Genomic DNA, 23,439 nt, shown 5'->3' on the forward strand with positions numbered 1-23,439 from the left:
CGGCGGACCCAAGAACGGCGCGGGTTGCTGACGCCCGAAGCCGTACCGGCGTCGAACCGCGCCTTTGGGAGGATGATTGATGTTGAATCGCCGTTTCATGCTGGCGGCGGCCGCTGCCGCGGCGCTCGTATCCAGCCCCGCCTCGGCCCAGGTCGAGATCCAGTGGTGGCACGCGATGACCGGCGCCAACAACGAGGTGGTGGTCAAGCTCGCCGAGGAGTTCAACGCTTCGCAGCGCGAATACCGCGTCGTTCCGACCTACAAAGGGTCCTATCCCGACACCATGAACGCCGGCATCGCCGCCTTCCGGGCCGGCAATGCGCCTCACATCCTGCAGGTCTTCGAGGTCGGCACGGCGACCATGATGGCCGCCCGCGGCGCCATCAAGCCGGTCTACCAGATGATGCAGGAGGCGAACGAGCCGTTCGACCCGGCCTCTTACCTGCCTGCCGTCGCCGGCTACTATTCCACCTCGCGCGGCGAGATGTTGTCCTTCCCGTTCAACTCCTCGTCCTCGGTCATGTGGTACAACAAGGACGCGTTCCGCCGCGCCGGCCTCAATCCGGACCAGCCGCCGCGCACCTGGCCGGAGGTTTTCGAGGCGGCGAAGAAGCTGCGTGCCGCCGGCTACGACAAGTGCGGTTTCTCCTCGGCCTGGATCACCTGGCTGAACATCGAGCAGTTCTCGCTGTGGCATAACGTGCCGCTCGCCACCCGCGCCAACGGCATCGACGGTTTCGACACCGAGCTGCGCTTCAACTCGCCGCTGCATGTCCGCCACCTGCAGAACCTGATCGACCTGCAGCGCGACAACACCTTCAGCTATTCCGGCCGCACCAATACGGGCGAGGGCCGGTTCACCTCGGGCGAATGCCCGATCATGCTGACCTCCTCGGGCTTCTACGGCAATGTGCGCGCCAACGCGAAGTTCGAATGGGGCAACGCGCCGATGCCCTATTATCCCGACGTCCAGGGCGCGCCGCAGAACTCGACGCTGGGCGGCGCCTCGCTCTGGGTGATGGGCGGCAAGCCGGCGGCCGAATATCGTGGCGTCGCGCGCTTCTTCACCTTCCTCTCGGACGTCAATCGCCAGGCCAAGCTGCACACCGATTCCGGCTATATCCCGATCACGCGCGCCGCCTATGCCCAGGTCAAGGCGTCCGGCTTCTACACCCAGAACCCCTATTTGGAGACGCCGCTGCTCGAACTGACCAACAAGCCGCCTACCGAGAATTCGCGCGGCATCCGGCTCGGCAACATGGTTCAGCTGCGCGACGTCTGGGCCGAGGAGGTCGAGGCGGCGCTTGCCGGCCAGAAGCCGGCCCAGGCTGCGCTCGACGCGGCGGTCGCCCGCGGCAACACCATGCTGCGCCAGTTCGAGCGCACCGTATCGCGCTGATCGCTCGATGAGCCGGGGCGGGCTTAGCTGCCCGCTCCGGCACCTCCCGGGGGGACCATGGACAAGCGGGTCGTTTTCGACGGCAAGGTGCTGCCCTACATGCTGCTCATGCCGCAGCTCGCGGTCACCTTGATCTTTTTCTATTGGCCCGCCGCCCAGGCCGTCTGGCAGTCCTTCCTGATCCAGGATGCCTTCGGCCTGTCCACCGAGTTCGTCTGGTTCGAGAACTACCGCGACCTGTTCTCGAAGCCGGAATATTACAAGTCGATCGCCACCACGGCCGTCTTCTCGGCGCTGGTGGCCTTTCTCTCGCTGTCCCTGTCGCTCTACCTCGCGATCCAGGCCGACAAGCAGATCCGCGGCACCGGTGCCTACAAGGCGCTGCTGATGTGGCCCTATGCGGTGGCGCCCGCCATTGCCGGCGTCCTCTGGCTGTTCATGTTCCAGCCATCCCTCGGCCTCATCGCGCAGTCGCTGCGCTCGCTCGGCTTCGACTGGAACCCGCTGCTCAATCAGAGCCACGCCATGACGCTCGTGGTGATGGCGGCGACCTGGAAGCAGATCAGCTACAACTTCCTGTTCTTCCTCGCCGGCCTGCAGTCGATCCCGAAAAGCGTCATCGAAGCGGCGGCGATCGACGGCGCCCGGCCGATGCGCCGGTTCTGGACCATCATCTTCCCGCTGCTGTCGCCGACCACCTTCTTCCTGCTGGTGGTCAATGTCGTCTACGTCTTCTTCGACACCTTCGGCATCATTGACGCCACCACCGGCGGCGGGCCGGCCAAGGGCACCGAGACCCTCGTCTACAAGGTCTATTCCGACGGGCGTCTCGGCGGCGACCTCGGCGGCTCGGCCGCCCAGTCGGTGATCCTGATGATCATCGTCATCGGCCTGACCGCCATCCAGTTCCGCTACATCGAGCGCAAGGTCCAGTACTGATGGTCGAGCGCAGGAGCATTTTCGACTTTCTGCCGCACCTGATCCTCATCGTCGGGATCATGATCGTCGCCTTCCCGGTCTATCTCGCCTTCGTCGCCTCGACCTGGGACGCCTCCACCATCGCCAACGGCCAGATGCCGCTCAGGCCCGGCCCGCATTTCCTCGAGAACTACTACCGGACGATCTTCGTCGGCACCGCCTCGTCGACCCGCGCGCCGGTCGGCGGCATGATGCTGAACAGCCTTGCCATGGCGCTGATCATCGCCGTCGGCAAGATCATGATCTCGATCATCTCGGCCTTTGCGGTCGTCTATTTCCGCTTCCCGTTCCGCAAGACCGCCTTCTGGGTGATCTTCATGACGCTGATGCTGCCGGTCGAGGTGCGCATCTATCCGACCTACAAGATCGTCGCCGATCTCGGCCTGCTCGACACCTATGCCGGCCTCACCATTCCGCTGATCGCCTCGGCGACCGCGACGCTCCTGTTCCGCCAGTTCTTCATGACCGTGCCGGACGAGCTGGTCGAGGCATCCAAGATCGACGGCGCCAGCGCCATGCAGTTCTTCAAGGACACGCTGCTGCCGCTGTCGGTCACCTCGATCGCGGCCATGTTCGTGATCCAGTTCATCTATGGCTGGAACCAGTATCTCTGGCCGCTGCTGATCACCACGCGCGACGACATGCAGACCATCGTGATCGGCATCAAGAAGATGATCGTCACGCAGGACGCGCTGACCGAGTGGCAGCTCGCGATGGCGACCGCGGTGCTCGCCATGCTGCCGCCGGTGCTGGTCGTGATCGTCATGCAGAAGCTCTTCGTGAAGGGCCTCGTCGAGACTGAGAAATAGGGGATGGCGAATAGCGGATGCCGAATGGCGAGTGGGGAGCGGCCGATGCCCGCCTGTGCGCAGCACACCCTATTGCCGTCCGCCATTCGCTACTCGCTCAAACAGGGATGAGGCCATGAGCGAGGTTGTTCTCGACAAGGTCCGCAAGGTCTATGCCGGTGGCGTCGAGGCCGTGAAGGGGGTCGACATCAAGGTGCCGACCGGCGCCTTCTGCGTGCTGGTCGGGCCGTCGGGCTGCGGCAAGTCGACCCTGCTGCGCATGATTGCCGGGCTGGAGACCATTACCGGCGGCACGATCGCCATCGGCGGCGCGGTCTGCAACGACCTGGAGCCGGCCGAGCGCGACATCGCCATGGTGTTCCAGAACTATGCGCTCTATCCGCATATGAGCGTCTACGACAACATGGCCTATGGCCTGCGCAACCGCGGCACGCCCAGGGACGAGATCGACAAGCGGGTGCGCGAGGCTGCCCGCATCCTGGAGATCACGCCCTTCCTGGAGCGCAAGCCGCGGGCGCTTTCCGGCGGCCAGCGCCAGCGCGTCGCCATGGGCCGGGCCATCGTGCGCAAGCCCAAGGCCTTCTTGTTCGACGAGCCGCTGTCCAACCTCGACGCCAAGCTGCGCATGCAGATGCGCGTCGAGATCAAGAAGCTGCAGCGCGCGCTGGGGGTCACCTCGGTCTATGTGACGCATGACCAGCTGGAGGCGATGACGCTCGCCGACATTCTCGTCGTGATGAACCGCGGCGAGGTCGAGCAGGCCGGCAGCCCGCTCGAGCTCTACGAGCGGCCGGCGACCACCTTCGTGGCAAGCTTCATCGGCGCGCCGCCGATGAACCTCATCAAGGTCGGCCGCGGCGCCGAAGGGCCGGAGCTTGCGGGCTTGACCGGCGGCAAGGGGCTTGCCGTGCCGGTCGGCGGCGCGCTGCTCGGCATTCGCCCGGAACATCTGGCGGTCACCGCGGGGCTGCCGGCGGAAGGCGCGGTCGGGCTGAGCTTCCCGGTGGCGGCGGTCGAGGCCGTCGGCGCCGAGACCTTCGTTTACGGCCCGCTCGGCGGCGATGGCCCCGAAGTCATCGCCCGCCTGCCCGGCAAGGCCCTGCTGAGCCCGGGCACGCAGGTGTCGGTATCGGCGACGCCGGACCACGTCCATCTGTTCGACGTCGAGAGCGGCCGGCGGCTGGGATAGCGGGTGGCGAATAGCGAGCGGGGATGCACACGTTGCCGGGTGCACTGCAGGTGTGCCCGCTCCAAGCGACGAGCCGACATGCCCTACGCGCCACTCGCGCTCAGCCTTGAACCGGCATGGCCCACCCTCCATATTCGGGAGGTCGCGGAGTGTTCCGCGGCGCTGGGCGCCTTCGGGGCCCGGCCGATGTCGCTCAGTCGAGGACCTCGACCATGTCGCGTGTGCCGTCCCTTTCGTCGCCGTTCCTGCTCGGCTTCGACCAGCTCGAGCGGGTGCTCGATCGGGTCACCAAGGCCGCCGACGGCTATCCGCCCTACAATATCGAGCGGATCGCCGGTGAGAACGGCGCGCCGGACCGCCTGCGCATCACGCTGGCGGTCGCCGGGTTCACCCGGGAGCAGCTCGACGTCACGGTGGAAGAAAGCCAGCTGACCATTCGCGGTCGTCAGCAGGACGACGGCGAGGGCCGCACCTTCATCCATCGCGGGATCGCGGCACGCCAGTTCCAGCGCGTCTTCGTGCTGGCCGATGGCATGGAAGTCATGGGAGCAGATCTGAAGAACGGGTTGCTCTCGATCGATCTTGCCCGCCCGGAGCCGGAACGGATCGTGCGGCGCATCGATATCGCGGCTCACGACTGAGCCTTGAACCTGCCTATGGAGGAGGTTTGACGATGAATACCTTCATTTCCCCCGAAGTCCTGGCCCGGCTCGGCCTTGCCAAGGTCGCCTATGTCAAGGCGATCAGCTCCGACGACATCGCCCGGGTGTTCCCCGAGGCGCCGCCGCTGCCGCCCGGTCTCGATCTCTTCGCCCTGATCTCGGCCGACGGTTCGCCGATCCTGGTCACCGACCGCCGCGAAGAGGCGGTTGCCGGGGCCCTGCAGAACGAGCTGGAGACCGTCAGTCTGCACTGACGGCCGCACCGCGCCGCCAGGCGTGCCGGCGGCTCATTGCCGGTGATCCGTCGGTTTTCCCGCGACCCGTGCCGTTCCGCTCCGCCCCGACGCACCGGCCTCCGGGCCGCTGCCGTCAGCTGCCGGCGGTCTGGCCGCGCACCTGCCAGAAGCGCAGCACGCGCTGGGCAGTGCTGGCGGTCAGCTTGTCGTAGCTTTCCCGGGCCTGTTCGGCCGCCGCCGGCGCCATCGGGCCGTTGAGGCGCAGTTTCAGCATCGGCTGAAGCGTCGCCCAGGACAGGGCCGCCGCGCGCGCCAGGATCAGCACCGGATCCGGCCGCTCGCCGAGAAACAGGCGCTCGACCATGTCGGGCGGCACCCGGCAGAGCACCGAGAGCGCGCAGATCGTTTCCTCGAAACGGCCCGTCTCGGCATAGGTTCTCATCTCGGCTTCGCCCAGCGCGCGTCGGCGGTGCAGCGCCGTCACCTCGGCCAGAACCTTGTCGCGATCGGCCCGTTCGGTGCCGGTGGCGGTGGCGATGCGGCCGGCAATGCCGGCGAGCGCTGTGCGCACCTCGGCGCGGTGGCGCGCCGCGATCGAGGACAGGAGCCGCTTCTGCACCGCGTCGGTGGCGCTGTCGAGAATGCTCCGGAACAGGTGCGCCGGCACATCCTTGCGCAGCCCGACACATTCGGCCAGCACGTCGTCGTCGCGCGCGCGGGCGACCAGCCTGTCATAGCCCGACGAGGAAAAGGCCGCGCCATCATTGGCGGCGACGACCAGCGCGACGCGGTCGTTGCCGCGCCGCACCAGCACGTCCGTCACGGTTTCGGAAATCCGGCTCCGCGAGGCGATCGCCTCCATATGCGCCTGGCTGGCGGTCTCCGCGACATCGGCGAGGAAGGCGTCGTCGAGCCGCGCGGATTGGCGCAGCACGGGCCGGGCGACGTCGATCGCCTCGTCACGCGCAAGGCTGCGCAGGACGCTGGGCGGGGCATTGTCGATCGGTGCGAGCCGCTCGGCGAGCTCGCGCCTCACCGCGGTTTCCATCGCCTGCGACAGGCGCAGGATGACATTGTCGAACAGCGAGACCTGCGTCTCGGTGTAGCGCGCGGCGTCGGCCAGAAACAGCTCGGTCACCTTGCGCAGGGTTTCGGCCTGCCGGCCGCTCGGGCCGCGGCCCATGGCCTGTTCGAGCTCGTCGATGATTGTCCCGGCGGCTGCCATCGACACTCCGATCCGTGATCAGCGCGATATTGCAGGAAGCCGGCCGAGCTTAAGAACCGGCCATTAAGAAGAGGTTTCCCCAGCTGATGACACCCGCCGGAATCATGCGCCGCGCCGCTTTTCGGGCCGCCGGGCGGGCTTTCGGGAACGGCCGGCGCGGCAATTCCGGTGGACATGTCACAGGCCCGTAAAATAACCGCTCAAGGCGCTTGATGCCGGGGAGGAAATGTGCGAGACACGCGCTCCGCAACGCGAGCCGCACCGGCAAGCGCTGCCGGATCCTCCCGAAAAGGAGGGTCTGACGGATGGATACCCCAAGATCCATCTTACCGCCCGCAAGGTCGGCGTGGGGCCATAGCTCAGCTGGGAGAGCGCTTGAATGGCATTCAAGAGGTCGGCGGTTCGATCCCGCCTGGCTCCACCAAATCTCCACACCGCATACTGACCGGCAGTGCGATCGTTCGGCTTTTGCCGCAGGCGACGCTGTTGCCTCGCCGCGGCCTTGCCGGCCGCGATCGTGACTGGTGAATCCTTCCGGCGGAGCGCACGGCGACCGCCGCGCAGGGCGCGGCGATCTCTTCGCCCATCGGCGTGGCAGCGCCGCGCTCTCCGCGCGCCGCGCGGTGTCCTCAGATCCGCTCGAGACCGGCCTTGTCAACGACGCTCTGCCAGCGCGCGATCTCGCCGGCGACGAAGGTCTTCATGCCGTCCGGCGTCGACGCTTCCGGTTTCACGCCGAGGAAGCCGAGCTGTTCCTTCACCTGATCGGACTGGAGGCTCTTGCCGATGGCCGCGTTGAGCCTGGCGACGACGGGGCCGGGCGTTGCCGCCGGCGCGGCGATGCCGATCCAGGACGGCACCTGGAAGCCGGGAAGCACATTGGCGATCGGCGGCACGTCGGGCAGGGCCGGCCAGGCCTGCGGGCTGGTGATGCCGAGGCCGCGGATCGTGCCGGCCCGAATGGCCGCGCCGGTCACGGTGATCGTGTCGACGACGAGATCGATCCGTCCCGAGATCAGGTCGGAGAGCGGCTGCATGCCGCCGCGATAGGGGACATGGGTCAGCTTGATGCCCGCCGTGCCGGCGAAGAGCTCGCCCGTGAGATGCTGGGTCGAACCGAAGCCGACCGAGGAGAAGGTGAGCTTGCCGGGATCCTTGCGGGCGGCCTCGATGACGTCGGCGACCGACTTCAGCGGGCTCTCGGCGCGCGTCGCGATGACGAAGGGAAAGGTCGCGACCAGCGAGGCGAAGGCGAAATCGTCGACGGGCTTGAAGCGGAGGCTCTTGTAGAGCGCCGCCGAAACGGCATGCCCGCCGGTCAGGAGGATGATGGTATGGCCGTCCGGCTGGGCCCGCGCCACGTGCTCCGACGCCAGATTGCCGCCCGCGCCCGGCTTGGCCTCGACCACGACCTGCTGACCGAGCTCGCCCGAGAGCGCATTGGCCATCACGCGGGAAATGGAATCGGCATTGCCGCCTGCGCCGAAGCCGTGGACGAGGATGACGGGGCGGCTCGGCCAGTCCTGCGCCAGGGCGGACCTGGCGAGGAAGCCTGATGAGAGAATGGCGGCGACGGCCAGGCGGCGGGTCGGCATGAGGGCTCCTTGGATGTCTTCTGTTGTCGCGGATGCTCTTCGGCATCCCTAGCTTCGGTGCGGTCGGCGCGCCGTGGATTCTGGCCCGCTCTGCCGGCCGGGTCAGGCCGGCGCGAACTGCCGGTCGATCGTATCCCAGCAGTCCGGATAGCTGCCGTCCATCAGGTCGAGGCTGGACGCGTAGGCAGTCGGGCTGAGCGGAAATCGCGTTTCGAACATGAAGGCCATGGTGCCGGAGAGCTTTTCGGGATGCAGCGGCTTGTTGGAAGCCTTCTCGAAGGCTTCGGCGTCGGGCCCATGGGCGAGCAGCGCATTGTGCAGGCTCATGCCGCCGGGCACGAAACCGCCGGGCTTGGCGTCATAGACGCCGTAGATCAGGCCCATGAATTCGCTCATCACGTTCATGTGGTACCAGGGCGGCCGGAACGAGTTCTCCATCACGATCCAGCGTTCGGGGAAGATGACGAAATCGACATTGGCTGTCCCGGGCGTGTCCGAGGCCGAGGTCAGCACCGTGTAGATCGACGGATCGGGATGGTCGAACAGGATCGAGCCGACCGGCGAGAAGCGTCTGAGATCGTATTTCACCGGAGCGAAATTGCCGTGCCAGGCGACCACGTCGAGCGGCGATTGCGGCAGATCGGTCACGTAGAGCTTGCCGAGCGATTTCACGAACAGCCGGCAGGGCGTCTCCTTCTCCTCGTAGGCTGCGACGGGACTGAGGAAATCGCGCGGATTGGCGAGGCAGTTGGCGCCGATCGGCCCGCGCTCGGGCAGCGTCAGGTAGGAGCCGTAGTTTTCGCAGACATAGCCGCGGGCCGGGCCGTTTGGCAGGTCGACCTTGAACTTCATGCCTTTCGGCACGATCACGACCTCACCCGGCGCCGCGTCGAGAATGCCGCATTCGGTGAAGACGCGGATCATGTTCTCCTGCGGCACCAGCAGCATCTCGCCATCGGCATTGTAGAGATAGTCGTCGCCCATGGAGCGGTTGGCGACATAGACATGGCTCGCCATGCCGGCCTGCATGTGGACGTCGCCGCCCGTGCAGATCGTCCTGAGGCCCGAGAGGAAGGTCGAGGGCTCCGATGGGATCGGCACGGGATGCCAGCGCATCTGCGCGATCGGCAGCGTGCTTTCGTCGCGACAGGGCGCCGTCCTGATCAGGCCGTGGTCGACCTGCCGAAAGCCGCGGCCGTGCTTCACCGAGGGTCTGATCCGGTAGAACCAGGTCCGCTTGTTCGCATGCCGCGGGGCCGTGAAGGCCGAGCCGGAAAGCTGCTCCGCATAAAGCCCCTGCGGCGCCTTCTGCGGCGAGTTGCGCATGATCGGCAGGGCCCCGGCAACGGCCTCGGTCGCAAACGAGTTCTCGAAGCCGGTCATATAGGCGATCGATCCGTCGCGCGGCGACAGCACGGCCTCGCTGCAGGCGGTCGTGGCGTGGGTGTTCATGGGCAGCCTCCCGAGCCGCTATGGCGCTTTCGAGCGAAGCGGGTACCGGTTCGCGGGCAGAAAACGCATCGAGACAAGGACCTGGAATTCACAGATGCCGGCCGCCGTCGACGACGATCGCGCTGCCGGTGGTCAGCCGCAGGTGCGAAACGGCCGAGACGATGGCGAGGGCGACGTCGTCGGGCTCGGCTACCGTCCTGAGCGGCGTGGACGCCGCCTGTTTCTCGATGCCCTCACGGCCGCGGCCGGGGACGAAATCGGTGGCGACCGCTGCCGGCGCCACGGAGATGACGCGCGTCTCGGGCGCCAGCACGCGTGCGAGCGACAGGCTCATCGTGTCGAGCGCTCCCTTCGAGGCGCAATAGGCGATCGAGCTGCCGAGGCCGGTCGAGCCGGAGAGCGAGGAAACGTTCACGACGACGGAATCGCCGCTTGCGCGCAGCAGCGGCGCGAAGGCCCGGATGGTCGCGAACGGCCCGCGTACGTTGGTCAGGAGGATCCGGTCGAAGGTCGCATCGTCAAGACCGTCGAGATCGGCATGGGGCACGGCGCGCGTGACGCCGGCCGAATTGACCAGCACATCGGCCTTGCCGAAGGCGCACCTGACCGCCTCGGCGGCGGCGGCGATCGCCACGCTGTCCTCCATCGGGATGTTGAGCGCGAGGTGGCCCTCGCCCGGAAGACCGGCGATCAGCGCCTTGGCGCGGTCCGCTCCGCTATTGTAGCCGACAACGAGGGTCGCGCCGGCTTCTGCCAGCCGCTGGACGGTCGCGGCGCCGATGCCGCTGCTGCCACCGGTGACGATCGCCACGCGCCCGGCCAGAGCATATTCGCCCAGTCCGCCCTGCCGCACATTGCTCATTGCATCCGCTCCCGTGAAGTCCGGGAGCCGGCATGGCCGGCGCCCTCGTCGTGGTCATCCTAGCGCTCCCGGCACCGATCCGTCTGTCCCAAGCAACGGCGACAGGAGCGGCGTCCTTCCCGCTCAGCCGGCGGGAGCCGGCAGGACCGTGCCGCGGCAGGCGCCAAAGCCGATCGGGACGAAGCCGGGCCGGTCGCAGCGGGCGGTCATCGACAGTTCGTCGCCGTCCTCGAGAAAGGTGCGGCTGGTTCCATCGGGCAGGGCGAACGGGGCGCTGCCGCCGCGGGTGATCTCCAGGAGGCTGCCGAGCGCCGTGGCGCCGTCGCCGGAAATGGTTCCGGTTCCGTAGAGGTCGCCGGCTTCCAGATTGCAACCGTTGCTGGTCTGATGCGCGACCATCTGCGCCGGGGTCCAGTAGAGGCCGGCCGACGAGGCGGTGCCGAGCCGGAGAGCCGGCATTCCGGCCGCCGTCATAGCGGCTGTCCGCAACCAGGCGGAAACCGCGATGTCCACGCCGCCGGCCCGCTGGTCGCGGGGATCGGCGAGATAGGGGAGCGGGGCGGGATCGCCGTCGGACCGCGCGCAGGCGGCCGTCCGGAATGGCGCCAGCGCCTCCGCCGTCACGATCCAGGGCGAGATCGTCGTCGCGAAGCTCTTGCCGAGGAACGGCCCGAGCGGCTGATATTCCCATGCCTGGATATCGCGGGCCGACCAGTCGTTCAGCAGGCAGAAGCCGAAAACGTGGCGCCAGGCACCGCCAATGGGCACCGGTTCTCCGGTCGCGCTGGCGCCGCCGAGAAAGATGCCGAGCTCCATTTCGTAGTCGAGGCGCAGGCTCGGGCCAAAGGCCGGCTCGCTCCCGCCCGGCAGCAGGCGCTGGCCATTGGGACGGCGGATCTCGGCGCCGTCGATCCCGATCGTCGAGGCCCGGCCGTTATAGCCGATGGGAACATATTTGTAGTTCGGCAGGAGGGGCGCCGTCGGCCGGAACAGGCGGCCGGCATTGGTGGCGTGCTGGAGGGAGGCGAAGAAGTCGACGAAGCCGCCGGGGCGCACCGGCAGCAGCATGTCCGCCTCGCTCATGGCGACGAGATGTGGCTCAACGGCGCCTTGCTGCGGCGAGCCCGCTTCCAGCGCTCGCACCAGAGCCTTGCGCAGGGCGCGCCAGAGCCGCGGCTCCCGGCCCATCAGCGGGGCGAGCGAGGGCGCTGCCAGCAGCGCCGCGTCGGCCTCGCCCGCCAGCCGGTCGGCCAGTCCGGCAAGGTCGAGGATGCGGTCGCCGATCGCCACCCCGATGCGGCCGGAGGCGCCGCTGCCTCTCCGGCGAAACACGCCGAAGGGCAGGTTCTGGATCGGAAAGTCGGTGAGCGGGTCGTTCGCCGAGCCGATCCAGCTGCGACGGTCGGGTGCGTGTGTTTCGTCGATCTGGCTGTCGGACACCGAAGACCCCGGGCATGCGAAGGAAGGCGACAAGCGGCGCCGGCCCGAATGTGGCACGCCGCCGGTCCGGCGACTGTCACAGCCTCCGGGGACAGACTCTCCCGCATCGCCGTGGCAGCGTTGGATCCGCTATCCGCCGTCGCGCCGCCGGAGAGGCCATCGAGGAGCGGGGGAAGGACGATTGCGGGGAAGGGACGGCCATGAACGATCGCGGCAGGCCGAGGCATTCTCGCGACGGCCCGACGTGCCGCGTGACGATTTCCCGGTGAGGCGCGCTGACCCCGGCGGCCGAGGCCCTCACCGCATGTCCCTCGGGCGCGCGCCGGCGGTGCCGCGTGCCGAGCTGCGGCGACATCGTCGGCTCGGCCGGCCCGGATGGCTAGCTCAGCAGCCGTCGCATGAGCTCGTTCTGCGAGCTGATGCCGAGCCGCGCATAGGCGCGCTTGCGATAGGTCAGCACCGTGTTCAGGCCGATGTCGAGACGCAGGCCGATGCCTTCCGAGGTCACGCCGAGGCCGATCAGCGCGCAGACCTGCCGTTCGCGTTCGCTCAAGGCCGGCTCCAGCCTCGCGAGGCGCGCATTGAAGCGCGCCTCGACATCGTCGGTCGGATGAACGGCCATCGCCTCATCGTGGCGCCACAGCATGGCCAGCAGCATGTCCGCCATGCCGCCGAGGCAGCCGATGTCCTCGTCACGGAAATCCGCGCCGCGTCCCCTATAGAAGTTGAGACGCATCGTGCGGCCATCGCGGCTCTCCGCGACGGAAAGCCTGTGGTCGAGGTGGATGGCCGCATAGCATTCGCGGCGATAGTCGCCTTGCTCGACATCGTCGGCATGGATGTCGACGATGATCCTGCGATCCCGATCGGCGCGGGCGGACAACAGGCGCGCCACGGGATCGCCGCGCCAGTGGTGCTGCACATAGCGGCCGGCGACCGTACGGGCGACATTTCGCGGGCCGCCGTTCTCGGCGACGATCGTCCGAAGGCCGCCGCCGGCCGTCGTTGCGAAGGCCGTCACATGATCCGCCCCAACGGCGCTTCGCGAGAGGTCGAGCAGGCCGGGCCCGAATTCGTCGCGCCCGATCCGACCGATGAGCTGCGCGAGGAGGGCCTGCGGCGCGCGGCTGCCTGTGCCGAACCGGCCGACATCGTGGATCTGCATCGGCATCCTCCCGCCCCGCAGGTGCCGGCGCCGCGCCGGCTCCGATCGCATTCTTATTTGCATGCAAACTCGCATGCGTGTTAGGTGGCTGTCAATCGACGGGGAGTTTCATGCGCTTGCAACGGACAGAGCCCGCCGCAGGCGGCCCCTTTCCCCCGCAACGGCGCTCGCAGGAGGTCTTCGCCCGGCTGCGGCAGGCGATCGTGACAGGCGAGCTGCGGCCGAATGAACCCCTGATCGAGGCGGATATCGCCGAGCGCCTGCAGGTGAGCCGGACGCCGGTGCGCGAGAGCATGCAGAAACTGTCCGCCGCCGGCCTGATCGTGCCGCGCAAGCGCGGCTGGTCGGTGCGGGAATTCTCTCTCGAGGACGTCACGATGAATGCGGAGGTCAGGTCGGCGCTGGAGGGCCGCGCCGCCGGGCTCGCCGCGCTCAGGGCGACGCCTGAGGACATTGCCCTGCTCGCCGCCATTCATGCCGAGCGGCTGACGCTTGATCCCGAGGACGAGAAGGCGCGCGTGCGCACGAACCGCGCGTTCCATGACGCTGTCATCACGGCCGCCCGCAACCCGAAACTCACCGATGCGATCGACGCGACCGGCCTGTTCTATTTCAACGGCGACGTCGTCCGGATGTCGTCGGCCGAGCAGATGGCGCAGGGCAATGCCGATCATGCCCTGGTCCTCGAAGCTCTGGCCGCGAAGGACCCCGCCGCCGCCGAGGCGCGAATGCGGGCCCACATCGAACGGACGACCCGCATCATCCGCCGCCGCTGAGACCGGCCGGGCCGGCGCGGCGGAGGTCGGTCAGGTGCGCTCGACGATCGACAGGCCCGCGACGCGATCGATCAGATAGACCAGTCCCCGTTCGTCCATGAACACATCGTTGCTGGAGACGCGGCTCTCGCCAGCGGCTGGATCCGGAATGTAGTGCGCCGTCTCACAGGGGCGCATGGGATCTGAAAAATCCACGAATCGGAGACCTTGCGCGAACCAGGCCACGGGCACCTCGGTGCCGCGGATGATTTCGACGGGCTGATGGCAGCCGGTCATCTCCGGATTGCGCCTGCCGTGGACTCCCTCGACCTGGAAGGTCGCCACCGGCACCGGGCGCGTCTCGTCGGTGGCGTCGAGAATCCAGATGAACGCGGCAAGTTCCGGAGCCATGTCGGCATCGAGCGGGTTCACGTCCTCGTCCGCGGCCAGCAGGTAGCGCCGGCCGTTGATGGCGAAGGGCACCGGCACGATGGAATGCGTCGGCCAGGGAAAGGGCGGGCTCCAGTCGAACCCGGCAATCTGGCGCGGGCGGCTCATGTCGCTGATGTCGAGGATGACGCCGCCGCCATGCCAGTAGCTGACATAGAGCCGGTCGCCGCTGCGGATCGCGTGATGGCAGCGGTGCTGGCGGCCCGGCCATGACGGCACTTCGCCGCCGGCGGTCCATTGGCCCGGCATCCACCAGCGGCCGACCTCGCGCGGCCGCGCCGGATCGGCGAGGTCGAGGATCATGACGATATTGCCGACATAACCTTCGATCTCAGGTGAGATGAAGGCGTAGCGCCCGTCGAAGGTGAAGCGGTGCACGCCGGTGCCGTCGCACTGCCAGCGCGTGATCTCCTTCGGATGCTGCGGCTTGCTGACATCGTAGATGCCGAGGCCGCCGCGCAGTCCCTCGGCCGCCGCAGTCTCGCGCGAGACGATCTCGTGATTGACCAGCATGATGCCGTTGGCCGCCTGCACCTTGTGCGAATGCAGCCCCTTCGGCACCGTCAGATGGCCGATCTTCCGCGGACGGGCCGGGTCGCTCAGATCGATGATCGAGGTGCCGCTCGGCGCGCGCATATGACCGATATAGCCGATGGATCCGTCGACGACGATCTGGCCGCCGCCGGGGCAGTCGAGATGCGCGATCTCGCGCACGCCTTTGCAGATGGCCAATGTTTTGCTCCGCTGGCAGATGGTGGGTGGCGAGTGGTGAACGGGCCGTGGTCGAGGCTTGCGAAAGCGTCCACTTGCTACTCGCCGCTCGCCGCGAACACATCCCGGCAGGCGGCGACGCCGTTGATGGCGGCGGCGACGCCGACATAGGGGACGAGCTGCATCATGATTTCGACCAGCTCGTCGCGCGTGACGCCGCAGCGCAAGGCGCCGCCGATATGGGTGCGCAGCTGCGGGCCTGCCGTGCCGAGCGTCGCCAGCGCCGCGACGGTGACGATTTGCCGGGTCCGCGAATCGAGAACGGGCGATTGATAGATCTCGCCGTAGATCGTCTCGAGCACATAGGTCGCGAGCTGGGGGGCAAGATCGCCCAGCGAGCGCTCGACCTGCTCCGGGCTCTGCCCGAGGATCTCGCCGATCTTCCGTGCGCCGCGCTCGCGGCGATGCGTGTCGGTTTCCATGGGGTTCATCCTGCGCGCGAGGAGCTGACACGACGTCTATAGGTTGGCCTCGATGGGGTGAATGTCACAGCCTCTTGGGACAGACGCGAGGCGGCGGCCGGACAAGGATGGCATGGCGTGGCGAACCGCGTCGGGACCATCGCCTATCTTCCGGACAGGATCGGTCGCCGCGCAGGAGCGCTCAATCGAGGACATGCCCATGGCACCTGCCAAGCATATCGGCAGCCTTTCCCGCCTGAGGGCGCTCGCCCTGCTGGGCCTTCTTTTCTGCTGGTGCCCTTCGAATGCTTCCGCCCAGGCGTTCCCGAACGGGCCGATCCGCATGATCGTCGGTTTCGGGCCGGGCTCGACCGCCGATATCCTGGCGCGGCTGGTGGCCGCGCATATGGCGACCCAGCTCGGCGCGGCTGTGGTCGTGGAGAACCGGCCGGGCAACAGCAGCATGCTGGCGGCCGAAGCGGTGGCCCGCGCGCCGAAGGATGGCCAGACCCTGTTCATGGGGACCGTCGCCAATGTCCTCAATCCCCTGCGCATGCGCTCGCCGTTCGATCTGGTGAAGGATATGGAGCCGGTCGCGCTGCTGGGGGTGAGCCCCAACGTGCTGGTCGTCCATCCTTCGGTGCCGGCCAGAACGGTCCAGGAGCTGATGGCGCTCGCGCGGGCAAAACCGGACACGCTGATCTTCGGGACGTCGGGCATCGGCACCGCGAGCGACCTCGCCGCACAGCTGTTCAACACCCGGGCCGGCACGAAGATCGTCACCGTGCAGTATCAGGGCGGCGCCAGCCAAGGGGTCACCGACCTCATCACCGGCCGGATCACCGCGATGTTCAATGTCGCGGTGGTGCTGGCACCCTATGCCAATGCCGGGCGGCTCGTGCCCCTGGCGGTGGGGCAGCCGCGCCGCACCGAAGTCATGCCCACCGTGCCGACGATGGACGAGCAGGGCGTCCCGGGCTTCGATGTCGGCGTCTGGGTCGGCCTGCTGGCCCCGGCGGGAACGGCGCCGGCCGTGGTGGAGCGGCTTTCGCGGCTTGCGAACGAAGCGCTTCAGACCGAAGCTGTGAAGACCGCGATGGCAACGCAGGGAATGGATGCGGTCGGCGCTGGCCCGGCCGAGTTTCGCGCCTTCATTGCCTCCGACACCGAAAAGTGGCGGTCGATCATCGAGGCCGCGGATCAGAGGTGAGACGTCACATGCCGAACGAAACCCTTTGGTGCAGAACGATCGGAAACGGGCCCGATCATGTCATGGCGCTGCATGGCTGGTTCGCCGATCACCGTGCCTACGCGTCCATGTTCGATATTCTCGACACGGAACGGTTCACCTACGCATTCCCGGACTTTCGCGGCTACGGCCGGTCGCGCGACATGGCCGGCGACTATACGATCGGCGAGGTTGCGCGCGATGCCCTGGCGCTGGCGGATCATCTCGGCTGGGACGCCTTCCACGTCATCGGCCATTCGATGGGTGGAAAGGCGGCCCAGAAAATCGCCATCGACGGCGGCGGGCGGATCAGATCGGCCGTGGCGCTGACGCCGGTTCCGGCGCCCGCCATGCCAGTCGATGATGCGACCTACGACTTTTTCGCGGGCGTCTGCGCAAGCGACGACACGGCCCTCGCCTTGATCGGGGATTCCGTCGGGCAGCGCCTTTCCACGACATGGATGAAGCGCATTCTTGCCAGAGCGCGCGAAACGGCTCGGCCCGAAGCCTTCCGCGCCTATATGAACTCGTTCATCCGCGACGATCTCTCGGCGGGATCGGCAACCGTGACCTGTCCCGTCCTGGCCCTCGCCGGCGAGCACGACAACGGCGTGCGCAAGGAGATGGTCGCGGAGGTCTTCCCGCAGTTGTTCCCGAAGGCGCGCCTCACGGTCGAGGTCCTGGCCAATGCCGGCCATTATCCGATGGACGAGATACCGGTCTATCTGGTCACGCGGATCGAGGCGTTCCTCAGGGCTGCGAGCGCCTAGGGTATCGGAGGCCAATCGAGATCCGGGCAATCGCGCTTCTCTCGGCAAAGGCGAGTTCCCGTCGCGCGTGGCCGCATCAGCCCCTTGTCGCCAGGCTTTTTCCGAGGAAACGAAGGCGAAACACGGGAGGGTTTCATTGCCGCCGGACTGGCCGGCCTGTCGCGTGCATCCTGCGCATGACGCGCGAGGCCGGTCGTCATGACCACGAGGATCCTCACTTGCGCGGCATACCCGGCGAACGCCTTGTCTTGGGACTGCTTCTGGCGGCCAGCGGCCCGCCGGCGCTGATTGCGCTGTTCATGGTCGCGACGCTGCTGATGGACCCGAAGAACCTGGAGGCGATGGCCATTTTCGGCTCCTTCGCGGTGATCCTCTACGGCACCGTCATCGGCGCCCTGCACGTGCTGATCGTCGGCCTGCCGCTCTATGCGCTGCTGCTGCGCTGGCTGCCGCACAGCTGGTGGCTGGCAACCCTCAACGGCTTCGTCGCCGGCGCCACGCCCTGGGCGATCCTGCACCTTTCGACCATGCGGGACCGGGGCCAATTCGAGATTTCGCTGGCGCTCGGAGCCTTCGGCGCGATCGGTGGCTTTCTGTTCTGGTTCGTGACCCGCCCGAAGGCCGCCGCGGAGGTTCCGCCGGAGCTGGAGTCGTGAGCCCGTGCCGGCCGGGCCGGATCAGGACATGAGCGGAAAACCGGCGCCGTCGCTGCCGGCGCTCACCGCAAACCAGAAATGAAGGAAGGTTGCGCGCGGGTCGCGCGCCAGCCGCTCGAGATCGGCCACGGCCGTCTCGGCGAGCGTCTTCAGGGACGGGTCGAGATATGCGTTGAGCGAGGGGAGCAGCTCGCGCACCATGAAGGCAATGTCCCGGCCGTCGCCGACGATCGGCTGAACCTCGATCCGGACATCGCAATAGCCCGCTTCCTTGATGAGAGGCCCGAGCCGCCGCCCGACATTGGGATCGCCGCCATGCCGGCGCTGGCCGGCCTGGATATGGCGCCAATATGCCGCGAAGCTGTCCGGTGCCGGCTCGAAAAACATGCAGTCGCGATCGGCGTCCTCGATGAGGATCCGGCCGCCGGGCCGCAGCAGCCGGCGCAACATCTGCAGGACCGGGCGGGCATCCGGCAGGTTGATGAGGACGAGCCGCGCATAGATGAAATCGAACGACCGCTCGGCGAACGGCAAGGCGTGCAGATCGGCGTGAAGGAAGGCGAGATTCTGCAGCCCGGCGGCGCGCGCGTCCTGCCGGGCCGCTTCGATGAAAGCGCTGTCGCGGTCGATGCCGACGACGGCGGCGTCCGGCGCCCATTCGGCCATCAGCCGCGCGCGCAGGCCTTGTCCGCAGCCGATTTCCAGGAGCCGCCCCTGGATCGGGAAACCGTGGCGGCCGAGAAGGTCCCGGAAGCCATCCAGCCTCAACCGCGAACGCGCCGCAAGGCGTTCCACCTCGGTCGCAGCGTCGGCAAAGTGCTCGCGCTGATATGATCCCTGCACGGGCTGCTGCTGATCCATCGGGGTTCCCCCGGCGCCGAAAGCCTGGAGGCAACCATGCCGATGATCGGCGTCGGGCGCGTGACGGCAATCGGTCTCGCGCGGCCTCCCATCATTTCCGCGCCGACTGGGCGAGCAGGTGGGTCATCTCCAGCACCTTCTTGCGCAGCTCTTCGTCGTCGATCCCGAAATAGAGCTCGACGAGCTGATGGGCCTCGCGGCGTGCCATGAGCTGGCTGAGGCTGGTTTCCTCGGGACCGGCGGCCGCACGCGCGGCCGGGCGGCGCTGATCGTGTGCCGGCAATTCCTCGAAGAACCAAGTGATGGGCACGGCAAGCTGGGCGGCGAGATCATGCAGGCGCGAGGCGCTCATGCGGGTCGCGCCCGCTTCGTATTTCTGGATCTGCTGGGCGGTCAGGTCGAGGCGCTTGCCGAGCTCCTCCTGGCTGAGCCCGAGCAGGATCCGCCGCAGCCGCAGGCGGCTGGCGAGATGAAGGTCGACATGGTTCGGCTTTTTGGGCGAGGACCGGCCATCCGGCGCGGAAGAAGCCGGCCTCGCGGCCGTGCGCGGCCGGCCCGGGGGGCGTTTGCTGTGCGAATCCCTAGCCATGACACATCCAACAACCAGAATTAGGGCATATCAACTCCTGTTTGTGTCGTACAGATGAAAAGTGTGCGCTTTAGCCTGCAACTGCCCGATGATTTCTGCTGGAGAGCGCCCGATGGAGTTTTGCAGCCCGACGTCGGGCCGTTTGCCGGCTCACATCGATCTCCGCCATGGCTCGCGCGCGCTTCTGGGACGCTTCTTTCTGGCGGCCGACGCGGCCGCGCGCCAGCGCGGGGTGACCCTGCATTTCGTCGGGCTCGGAGATCTTCTTGCGGCGAACGAGCGTCATAGGGCCACGTGGCGGCCAATCATGCCGCTGTTCGATCCTGCGTTCAGCGCGGTGGATGCCCGGACGGCTTTCGTATTGCTGGGTTACGACGACGAGGGAGAGGTCGTCGCGGCGCAGGCGGCACGCTTCTACGACTGGCCGGACACCATGTTGCAGGACGAGGCGAGCTCGCTGCGGATGTTCTATCGTGATCCGCAGGCCGCTCTTGCCGACGGCAACCACTGCATGTTGGCAACCCCGTCGGCGGCGCGGATTTCCGGACGCGTCGCCTTCTCGGGGGCCGGCTGGTACCGGCCGGATTTCCGCGGCAAGGGCCTTGCGGGGCTGCTGCCGCGGATCTCTCGGGCGCTGGCGCACGCTCAGTGGGACACCGCCTATACATTCAGCATGATGGCGGACGCGGTGATCTCCCGGGGCTTTGCGGAGCGTACCGGCTATACCCGGATCGAGCACGGCGTCGTCGACTTCACGCTGGCGCCGATCGGCGCTTTTCGCGGCGCCTTCGTCTGGATGGAGACGCCGGAGCTGGTCGCCGACCTGGAACGGGCGCTTGCGGCGCTCACCGTGGCCGCTGCGGAGCCGGGGCTTCTGCATACCGGCAGCGGCTGATGCAGACCGGCGCGCCAGGCTTGCCTGATGCCGGGGTGTGCACGGCCGCTTCCGGCCATCGCGGCGGGCGCTCTGCCGATGGTGGTCGCAATGATCTTCGATCCCAACATCATCAGGTAAGCCAATGACCATGCTTGAGACAGTGCGGCTCGAACGGCAGCCGGCATTCGCGATTGCTCAAAGAACCGGCGCGATCAGCATCACCGACATCGTGGCGGTGCTGAAGGGCGAGGTGACCGGCCTGCATGTGAAGGAAGGCTTCAACCCGCAGGTCGCCGCGGCGCTGACGGACAATTTCTTCGGTAATCCCGGTTTGAAGGAGCGTCGCGACGGCGTGCCCGGCCAATATATCGGGGCCTCGCATTACCGGATGAACGCGGCGCGCTATTTCCGCGAATGCGCGGATGCCCGGCCTGCCATCGAGGCGCTGCTCGGCACCATGGTCGATCCGGTGCGGGCCCTGTTCGATGCCCTGAAACGCGAACTCGCGCGTGACGGGATCGCGCTGCGCCTGGCCCGGTCGGAACACGGCGAGGCCAATGTCTGTCGGGCAACCTGCTGGTCCGGGGCCGGCACCTATGTCCTCGAGCCGCATGACGACGTCGCCCAGGTGCTGTTCGCTGGCGACGACTTCGAACTCACGGAGGTCGCGCAGAACACCGTCGTTGCTCTGAACTTCTATCCCAACACGGCCGAAGAGGGCGGCAACCTACGTGTCTGGGACTGCAAGCCGACGGCCGATGACAGACGGCGCTATGACGTGGAAACGACCGGCTATCCCTACCCGCAGGCCGCCCTGGCGGGCGCGTGCTATCACGACTTCATGCTGCAGGCCGGCGATATCGTTCTGATCGACGGCGGCTACGTGCACGGCGTGACCAAGCAGTCCGGCAACGGCAAGCCGCGCCTGCTCGTGCATGCCTTTCTCGGCTTTGCGCGGCCGGATCTCGTGCTCTGGTGGACCTGATCCGCAACGCCGTCATCGCGCGGGGGGCCGGCGCGGCAGGCCCTAACCGACCGCGCGCGCGTCCACTACGGTCGATGCGCTGAGCAGGGATGGCGGGCCGAGCGGGTCGTCCCAGAATGGCAGGACGAGGCGGCGATAGTGCACCCGCACCCGGTCGTCGTGATGGGGGCGGCGGATCACCGCGTCGATGTCGTCGAGCCGCGGCTCCCTGTCCCTGGTCGCCATTTCGAAGAACTGCCGTGTCCACAGGCCGAACGAATAATCCGGCTGTTCCTCCACCGGCCGCCCGGCGGCCTGTGCGCACCAGCGCGCGCCGAAGGACAGATAGCCCGAGCCGACTTCGGCGATCACGAGGCGGCCATCGACGGGGCGCATGAGCATGAAGCGCCCGGCCAGCAGCCTGTTGAGCGGTTCGCGCGAAGCAAACTGCGCACCGCGTCCGGAACTGGCGAGCCAATGCTGCCACAGCGCGAAGAGCGGCCCGCCGGTCGCCGCAAGCACGTCGATCGCCAGGCGCTGATTGTGGAAAGTCGAATCGCTGCTGCCGTCTTGCGCGGCGACGAGCTGCGCGATCCGCCGTGTGGCCGGGCCGACGCCGGCGATCAGCTCATCGGTGCAACCCTCGCCCGGACAGGACAGCACGATGCGTTCAGGGCCTGAATCGGCGAGGTCGAAGAGCATGGCGCCGAGGGCGATGGGCGAGACCGCCGCCGGCGCCAGCCGGATCCGCGTCGCTCCATTGGGCAGCGGCTGGACCAGGATGAAGCCGAGCGTGTCGACGAGATAGGCGAGGAAGTCGAAATCCGCGGTCGGACAGCCGAGTTCCACCCTCAAGGTTCGCGACTGGGCCGGCCAGGCCTCGCCCCGATCATCATATACCAACGTGCGCATCGCTCAGGTCCCTCACGCCTGCGCCACCGTCCCCATGTCAGTTCCATGACATGTCGATTCAGTGACACGGTCGGAGGTCGTGCGTCCAGAGCCAATTTGGATTGTCGATCACGGTTCCGGGCGAGTGTTTGCCGAGATGAAAAACAACTAGAATTAGATATTGACATCATGATTGGTATCATGCCAACCATACGTTGACATTGCCTGAGATCGCCATTTGCGAACCGTGAGGCTTCTCCAATGCACACTGCGATGACATGGCCCTCGTCCGGGGGAACGATCCGTCACGACATCGGCAAGACCACTCCCCGCCTGCGCGATCTGATCCGTGTCGGACAGGAGCCATCCTTCCTCATGGAGGCGCATGACGCCCTGTCCGCGGCCATTGCCGAGCGGTCGGGCTTCCAGGGCCTGTGGGCATCCGGCCTGTCGATCTCTTCGACGCTCGGCTATCGCGACGCCAACGAAGCGTCCTGGACCGAGCTCGTCGACGCGGTGGAGCGGATCGCCGGCGCGGCCAATGTGCCGGTGCTTGTCGATGCCGACAGCGGCTTCGGCAACTTCAACAATGCGCGGCTCGTCGCCCGCAAGCTCGCCGCCCGCGGCGCTGCCGGACTCTGCCTGGAAGACAAAGGCTTTCCCAAGATGAACTCCTTCGTCGGCGACCGGCACCCGCTGGCCGAGGTGCAGGAGTTCTGCGGGCGGCTGAAGGCGGTCAAGGATACGGTGACGCATCCGGACTTCGTCCTGGTCGCGCGCATCGAGGCGTTGATCGCCGGGCACGGCCACGACGAGGCGTTGTCGCGGGCGCATGCCTATGCCGATGCCGGTGCCGATGCGGTTCTCATCCATTCGCGCAAGTCCGCCGCGGATGAGATCTTCGCCTTCACCCGGGCCTGGCAGAACCGCCTGCCGGTGGTGATCGTTCCGACCAAATATTATCGCACGCCCGTTGCCGAATATCGCGCCGCCGGCATCTCCACGGTGATCTGGGCCAATCACAACATGCGGGCAGCAATGTCGGCCATGCGGCTGATTTGCGACCGGATCCTGCGCGAGGAAGGCATCGCCGGCATCGAGGGCGAAGTCGCGACGCTGGAAGAGCTGTTCCAACTGATGAATTACGGCGAGCTCGCAGTGGCCGAGGACCGGTATCTGCCGCGCGAGGCGAACGGCCGCGGCTGAGGCGTCGG

The 23,439-nt window shown here is 67.4% G+C and carries 24 protein-coding genes and 1 tRNA gene; 14 read left to right on the plus strand and 11 right to left on the minus strand.

Features of this window, described 5'->3' with window-relative positions:
* Positions 1 to 79 precede the first annotated feature (79 nt).
* From ugpB to OZ671_RS21725, 6 genes are all read left to right on the plus strand, one after another.
* Positions 80 to 1,399, plus strand: a complete 1,320-nt coding sequence (gene ugpB / locus OZ671_RS21700; protein ID WP_038305312.1) for a sn-glycerol-3-phosphate ABC transporter substrate-binding protein UgpB — start codon at positions 80 to 82, stop codon at positions 1,397 to 1,399.
* A gap of 57 nt (positions 1,400 to 1,456) precedes the next feature.
* Positions 1,457 to 2,338, plus strand: coding sequence for a sn-glycerol-3-phosphate ABC transporter permease UgpA (ugpA, locus tag OZ671_RS21705; RefSeq protein WP_268862649.1), 882 nt, complete (start codon positions 1,457 to 1,459; stop codon positions 2,336 to 2,338).
* Complete coding sequence (ugpE, locus tag OZ671_RS21710) at positions 2,338 to 3,186, plus strand: sn-glycerol-3-phosphate ABC transporter permease UgpE (RefSeq protein WP_268862650.1); 849 nt, start codon at positions 2,338 to 2,340, stop codon at positions 3,184 to 3,186. Before ugpA ends, ugpE begins: the two co-directional genes overlap by 1 nt.
* 115 nt (positions 3,187 to 3,301) lie before the next feature.
* On the plus strand, positions 3,302 to 4,375 hold the full coding sequence (locus OZ671_RS21715) for a sn-glycerol-3-phosphate import ATP-binding protein UgpC (RefSeq protein ID WP_268862651.1): 1,074 nt from the start codon (positions 3,302 to 3,304) through the stop codon (positions 4,373 to 4,375).
* Positions 4,376 to 4,587: 212 nt separating this feature from the next.
* Complete coding sequence (locus tag OZ671_RS21720) at positions 4,588 to 5,016, plus strand: Hsp20 family protein (RefSeq protein WP_038305307.1); 429 nt, start codon at positions 4,588 to 4,590, stop codon at positions 5,014 to 5,016.
* Between the two features lie 32 nt (positions 5,017 to 5,048).
* Entirely contained in the window at positions 5,049 to 5,291 is a 243-nt protein-coding gene (locus OZ671_RS21725) for a DUF1150 family protein (RefSeq protein ID WP_038305306.1), read from the plus strand.
* A 115-nt stretch (positions 5,292 to 5,406) separates the two neighbouring features.
* On the opposite strand, the gene OZ671_RS21730 is transcribed toward OZ671_RS21725, so the two are convergent.
* A complete protein-coding gene (locus OZ671_RS21730; protein WP_268862652.1) occupies positions 5,407 to 6,498 on the minus strand; it encodes a DUF2336 domain-containing protein in 1,092 nt (363 codons plus the stop codon).
* A gap of 348 nt (positions 6,499 to 6,846) precedes the next feature.
* Here OZ671_RS21730 and OZ671_RS21735 point away from each other — a divergent pair.
* A tRNA-Ala gene (locus tag OZ671_RS21735) sits at positions 6,847 to 6,922 on the plus strand.
* 205 nt (positions 6,923 to 7,127) lie between these two features.
* Here the strand turns inward: OZ671_RS21735 and OZ671_RS21740 are convergent.
* From OZ671_RS21740 to OZ671_RS21760, 5 genes are all read right to left on the minus strand, one after another.
* Positions 7,128 to 8,093 carry a Bug family tripartite tricarboxylate transporter substrate binding protein gene (locus tag OZ671_RS21740; protein ID WP_268862653.1) on the minus strand — a complete coding sequence of 322 codons (966 nt, stop codon included), beginning with the start codon at positions 8,091 to 8,093 and terminating at the stop codon, positions 7,128 to 7,130.
* A 102-nt stretch (positions 8,094 to 8,195) separates the two neighbouring features.
* Positions 8,196 to 9,545, minus strand: coding sequence for a homogentisate 1,2-dioxygenase (gene hmgA / locus OZ671_RS21745; RefSeq protein ID WP_268862654.1), 1,350 nt, complete (start codon positions 9,543 to 9,545; stop codon positions 8,196 to 8,198).
* An 88-nt stretch (positions 9,546 to 9,633) separates the two neighbouring features.
* On the minus strand, positions 9,634 to 10,407 hold the full coding sequence (locus OZ671_RS21750; protein ID WP_268862655.1) for an SDR family NAD(P)-dependent oxidoreductase: 774 nt from the start codon (positions 10,405 to 10,407) through the stop codon (positions 9,634 to 9,636).
* Between the two features lie 123 nt (positions 10,408 to 10,530).
* Positions 10,531 to 11,847, minus strand: coding sequence for a fumarylacetoacetase (gene fahA / locus OZ671_RS21755; protein WP_268862656.1), 1,317 nt, complete (start codon positions 11,845 to 11,847; stop codon positions 10,531 to 10,533).
* A gap of 379 nt (positions 11,848 to 12,226) precedes the next feature.
* Positions 12,227 to 13,012, minus strand: coding sequence for a helix-turn-helix transcriptional regulator (locus OZ671_RS21760; RefSeq protein WP_268862657.1), 786 nt, complete (start codon positions 13,010 to 13,012; stop codon positions 12,227 to 12,229).
* 110 nt (positions 13,013 to 13,122) lie between these two features.
* Here OZ671_RS21760 and OZ671_RS21765 point away from each other — a divergent pair, with 110 nt between their 5' ends.
* The gene (locus OZ671_RS21765; RefSeq protein ID WP_268862658.1) at positions 13,123 to 13,788 is read left to right on the plus strand and encodes a GntR family transcriptional regulator; all 666 of its coding nucleotides are present in this window, start codon (positions 13,123 to 13,125) and stop codon (positions 13,786 to 13,788) included.
* A 30-nt stretch (positions 13,789 to 13,818) separates the two neighbouring features.
* Here OZ671_RS21765 and OZ671_RS21770 read toward each other — a convergent pair whose 3' ends face one another.
* Positions 13,819 to 14,949, minus strand: a complete 1,131-nt coding sequence (locus OZ671_RS21770; RefSeq protein ID WP_268862659.1) for an LVIVD repeat-containing protein — start codon at positions 14,947 to 14,949, stop codon at positions 13,819 to 13,821.
* A 77-nt stretch (positions 14,950 to 15,026) separates the two neighbouring features.
* Positions 15,027 to 15,410: a carboxymuconolactone decarboxylase family protein gene (locus OZ671_RS21775; RefSeq protein ID WP_268862660.1), complete on the minus strand. Its 384-nt coding sequence runs from the start codon at positions 15,408 to 15,410 to the stop codon at positions 15,027 to 15,029.
* Positions 15,411 to 15,732: 322 nt separating this feature from the next.
* Between OZ671_RS21775 and OZ671_RS21780 the strand changes: the two genes are divergently transcribed.
* From OZ671_RS21780 to OZ671_RS21790, 3 genes are all read left to right on the plus strand, one after another.
* Positions 15,733 to 16,599, plus strand: coding sequence for a Bug family tripartite tricarboxylate transporter substrate binding protein (locus OZ671_RS21780; RefSeq protein ID WP_268862693.1), 867 nt, complete (start codon positions 15,733 to 15,735; stop codon positions 16,597 to 16,599).
* A gap of 62 nt (positions 16,600 to 16,661) precedes the next feature.
* Positions 16,662 to 17,387, plus strand: coding sequence for an alpha/beta fold hydrolase (locus OZ671_RS21785; protein ID WP_268862661.1), 726 nt, complete (start codon positions 16,662 to 16,664; stop codon positions 17,385 to 17,387).
* A 176-nt stretch (positions 17,388 to 17,563) separates the two neighbouring features.
* A complete protein-coding gene (locus OZ671_RS21790) occupies positions 17,564 to 18,043 on the plus strand; it encodes a hypothetical protein (protein WP_268862662.1) in 480 nt (159 codons plus the stop codon).
* A gap of 21 nt (positions 18,044 to 18,064) precedes the next feature.
* Here OZ671_RS21790 and OZ671_RS21795 read toward each other — a convergent pair whose 3' ends face one another.
* Both OZ671_RS21795 and OZ671_RS21800 read right to left on the minus strand, forming a co-directional pair.
* On the minus strand, positions 18,065 to 18,904 hold the full coding sequence (locus OZ671_RS21795; protein ID WP_268862663.1) for a class I SAM-dependent methyltransferase: 840 nt from the start codon (positions 18,902 to 18,904) through the stop codon (positions 18,065 to 18,067).
* A 91-nt stretch (positions 18,905 to 18,995) separates the two neighbouring features.
* Positions 18,996 to 19,493 (minus strand): helix-turn-helix domain-containing protein, encoded by a 498-nt coding sequence (locus OZ671_RS21800; RefSeq protein ID WP_268862664.1) that lies wholly within the window; start codon positions 19,491 to 19,493, stop codon positions 18,996 to 18,998.
* A gap of 112 nt (positions 19,494 to 19,605) precedes the next feature.
* Here OZ671_RS21800 and OZ671_RS21805 point away from each other — a divergent pair, with 112 nt between their 5' ends.
* Entirely contained in the window at positions 19,606 to 20,388 is a 783-nt protein-coding gene (locus OZ671_RS21805; protein WP_268862665.1) for a hypothetical protein, read from the plus strand.
* Between the two features lie 124 nt (positions 20,389 to 20,512).
* On the plus strand, positions 20,513 to 21,355 hold the full coding sequence (locus OZ671_RS21810) for a hypothetical protein (protein WP_268862666.1): 843 nt from the start codon (positions 20,513 to 20,515) through the stop codon (positions 21,353 to 21,355).
* A 42-nt stretch (positions 21,356 to 21,397) separates the two neighbouring features.
* Here the strand turns inward: OZ671_RS21810 and OZ671_RS21815 are convergent, their stop codons facing one another.
* Positions 21,398 to 22,246 carry a hypothetical protein gene (locus OZ671_RS21815; RefSeq protein WP_268862667.1) on the minus strand — a complete coding sequence of 283 codons (849 nt, stop codon included), beginning with the start codon at positions 22,244 to 22,246 and terminating at the stop codon, positions 21,398 to 21,400.
* 252 nt (positions 22,247 to 22,498) lie between these two features.
* Between OZ671_RS21815 and aepX the strand changes: the two genes are divergently transcribed.
* Positions 22,499 to 23,431: a phosphoenolpyruvate mutase gene (aepX, locus tag OZ671_RS21820; protein ID WP_268862668.1), complete on the plus strand. Its 933-nt coding sequence runs from the start codon at positions 22,499 to 22,501 to the stop codon at positions 23,429 to 23,431.
* Positions 23,432 to 23,439: the final 8 nt, after the last annotated feature.

Source organism: Phreatobacter sp. AB_2022a (assembly GCF_026847585.1).
In the GTDB taxonomy this organism is placed as follows: domain Bacteria; phylum Pseudomonadota; class Alphaproteobacteria; order Rhizobiales; family Phreatobacteraceae; genus Phreatobacter.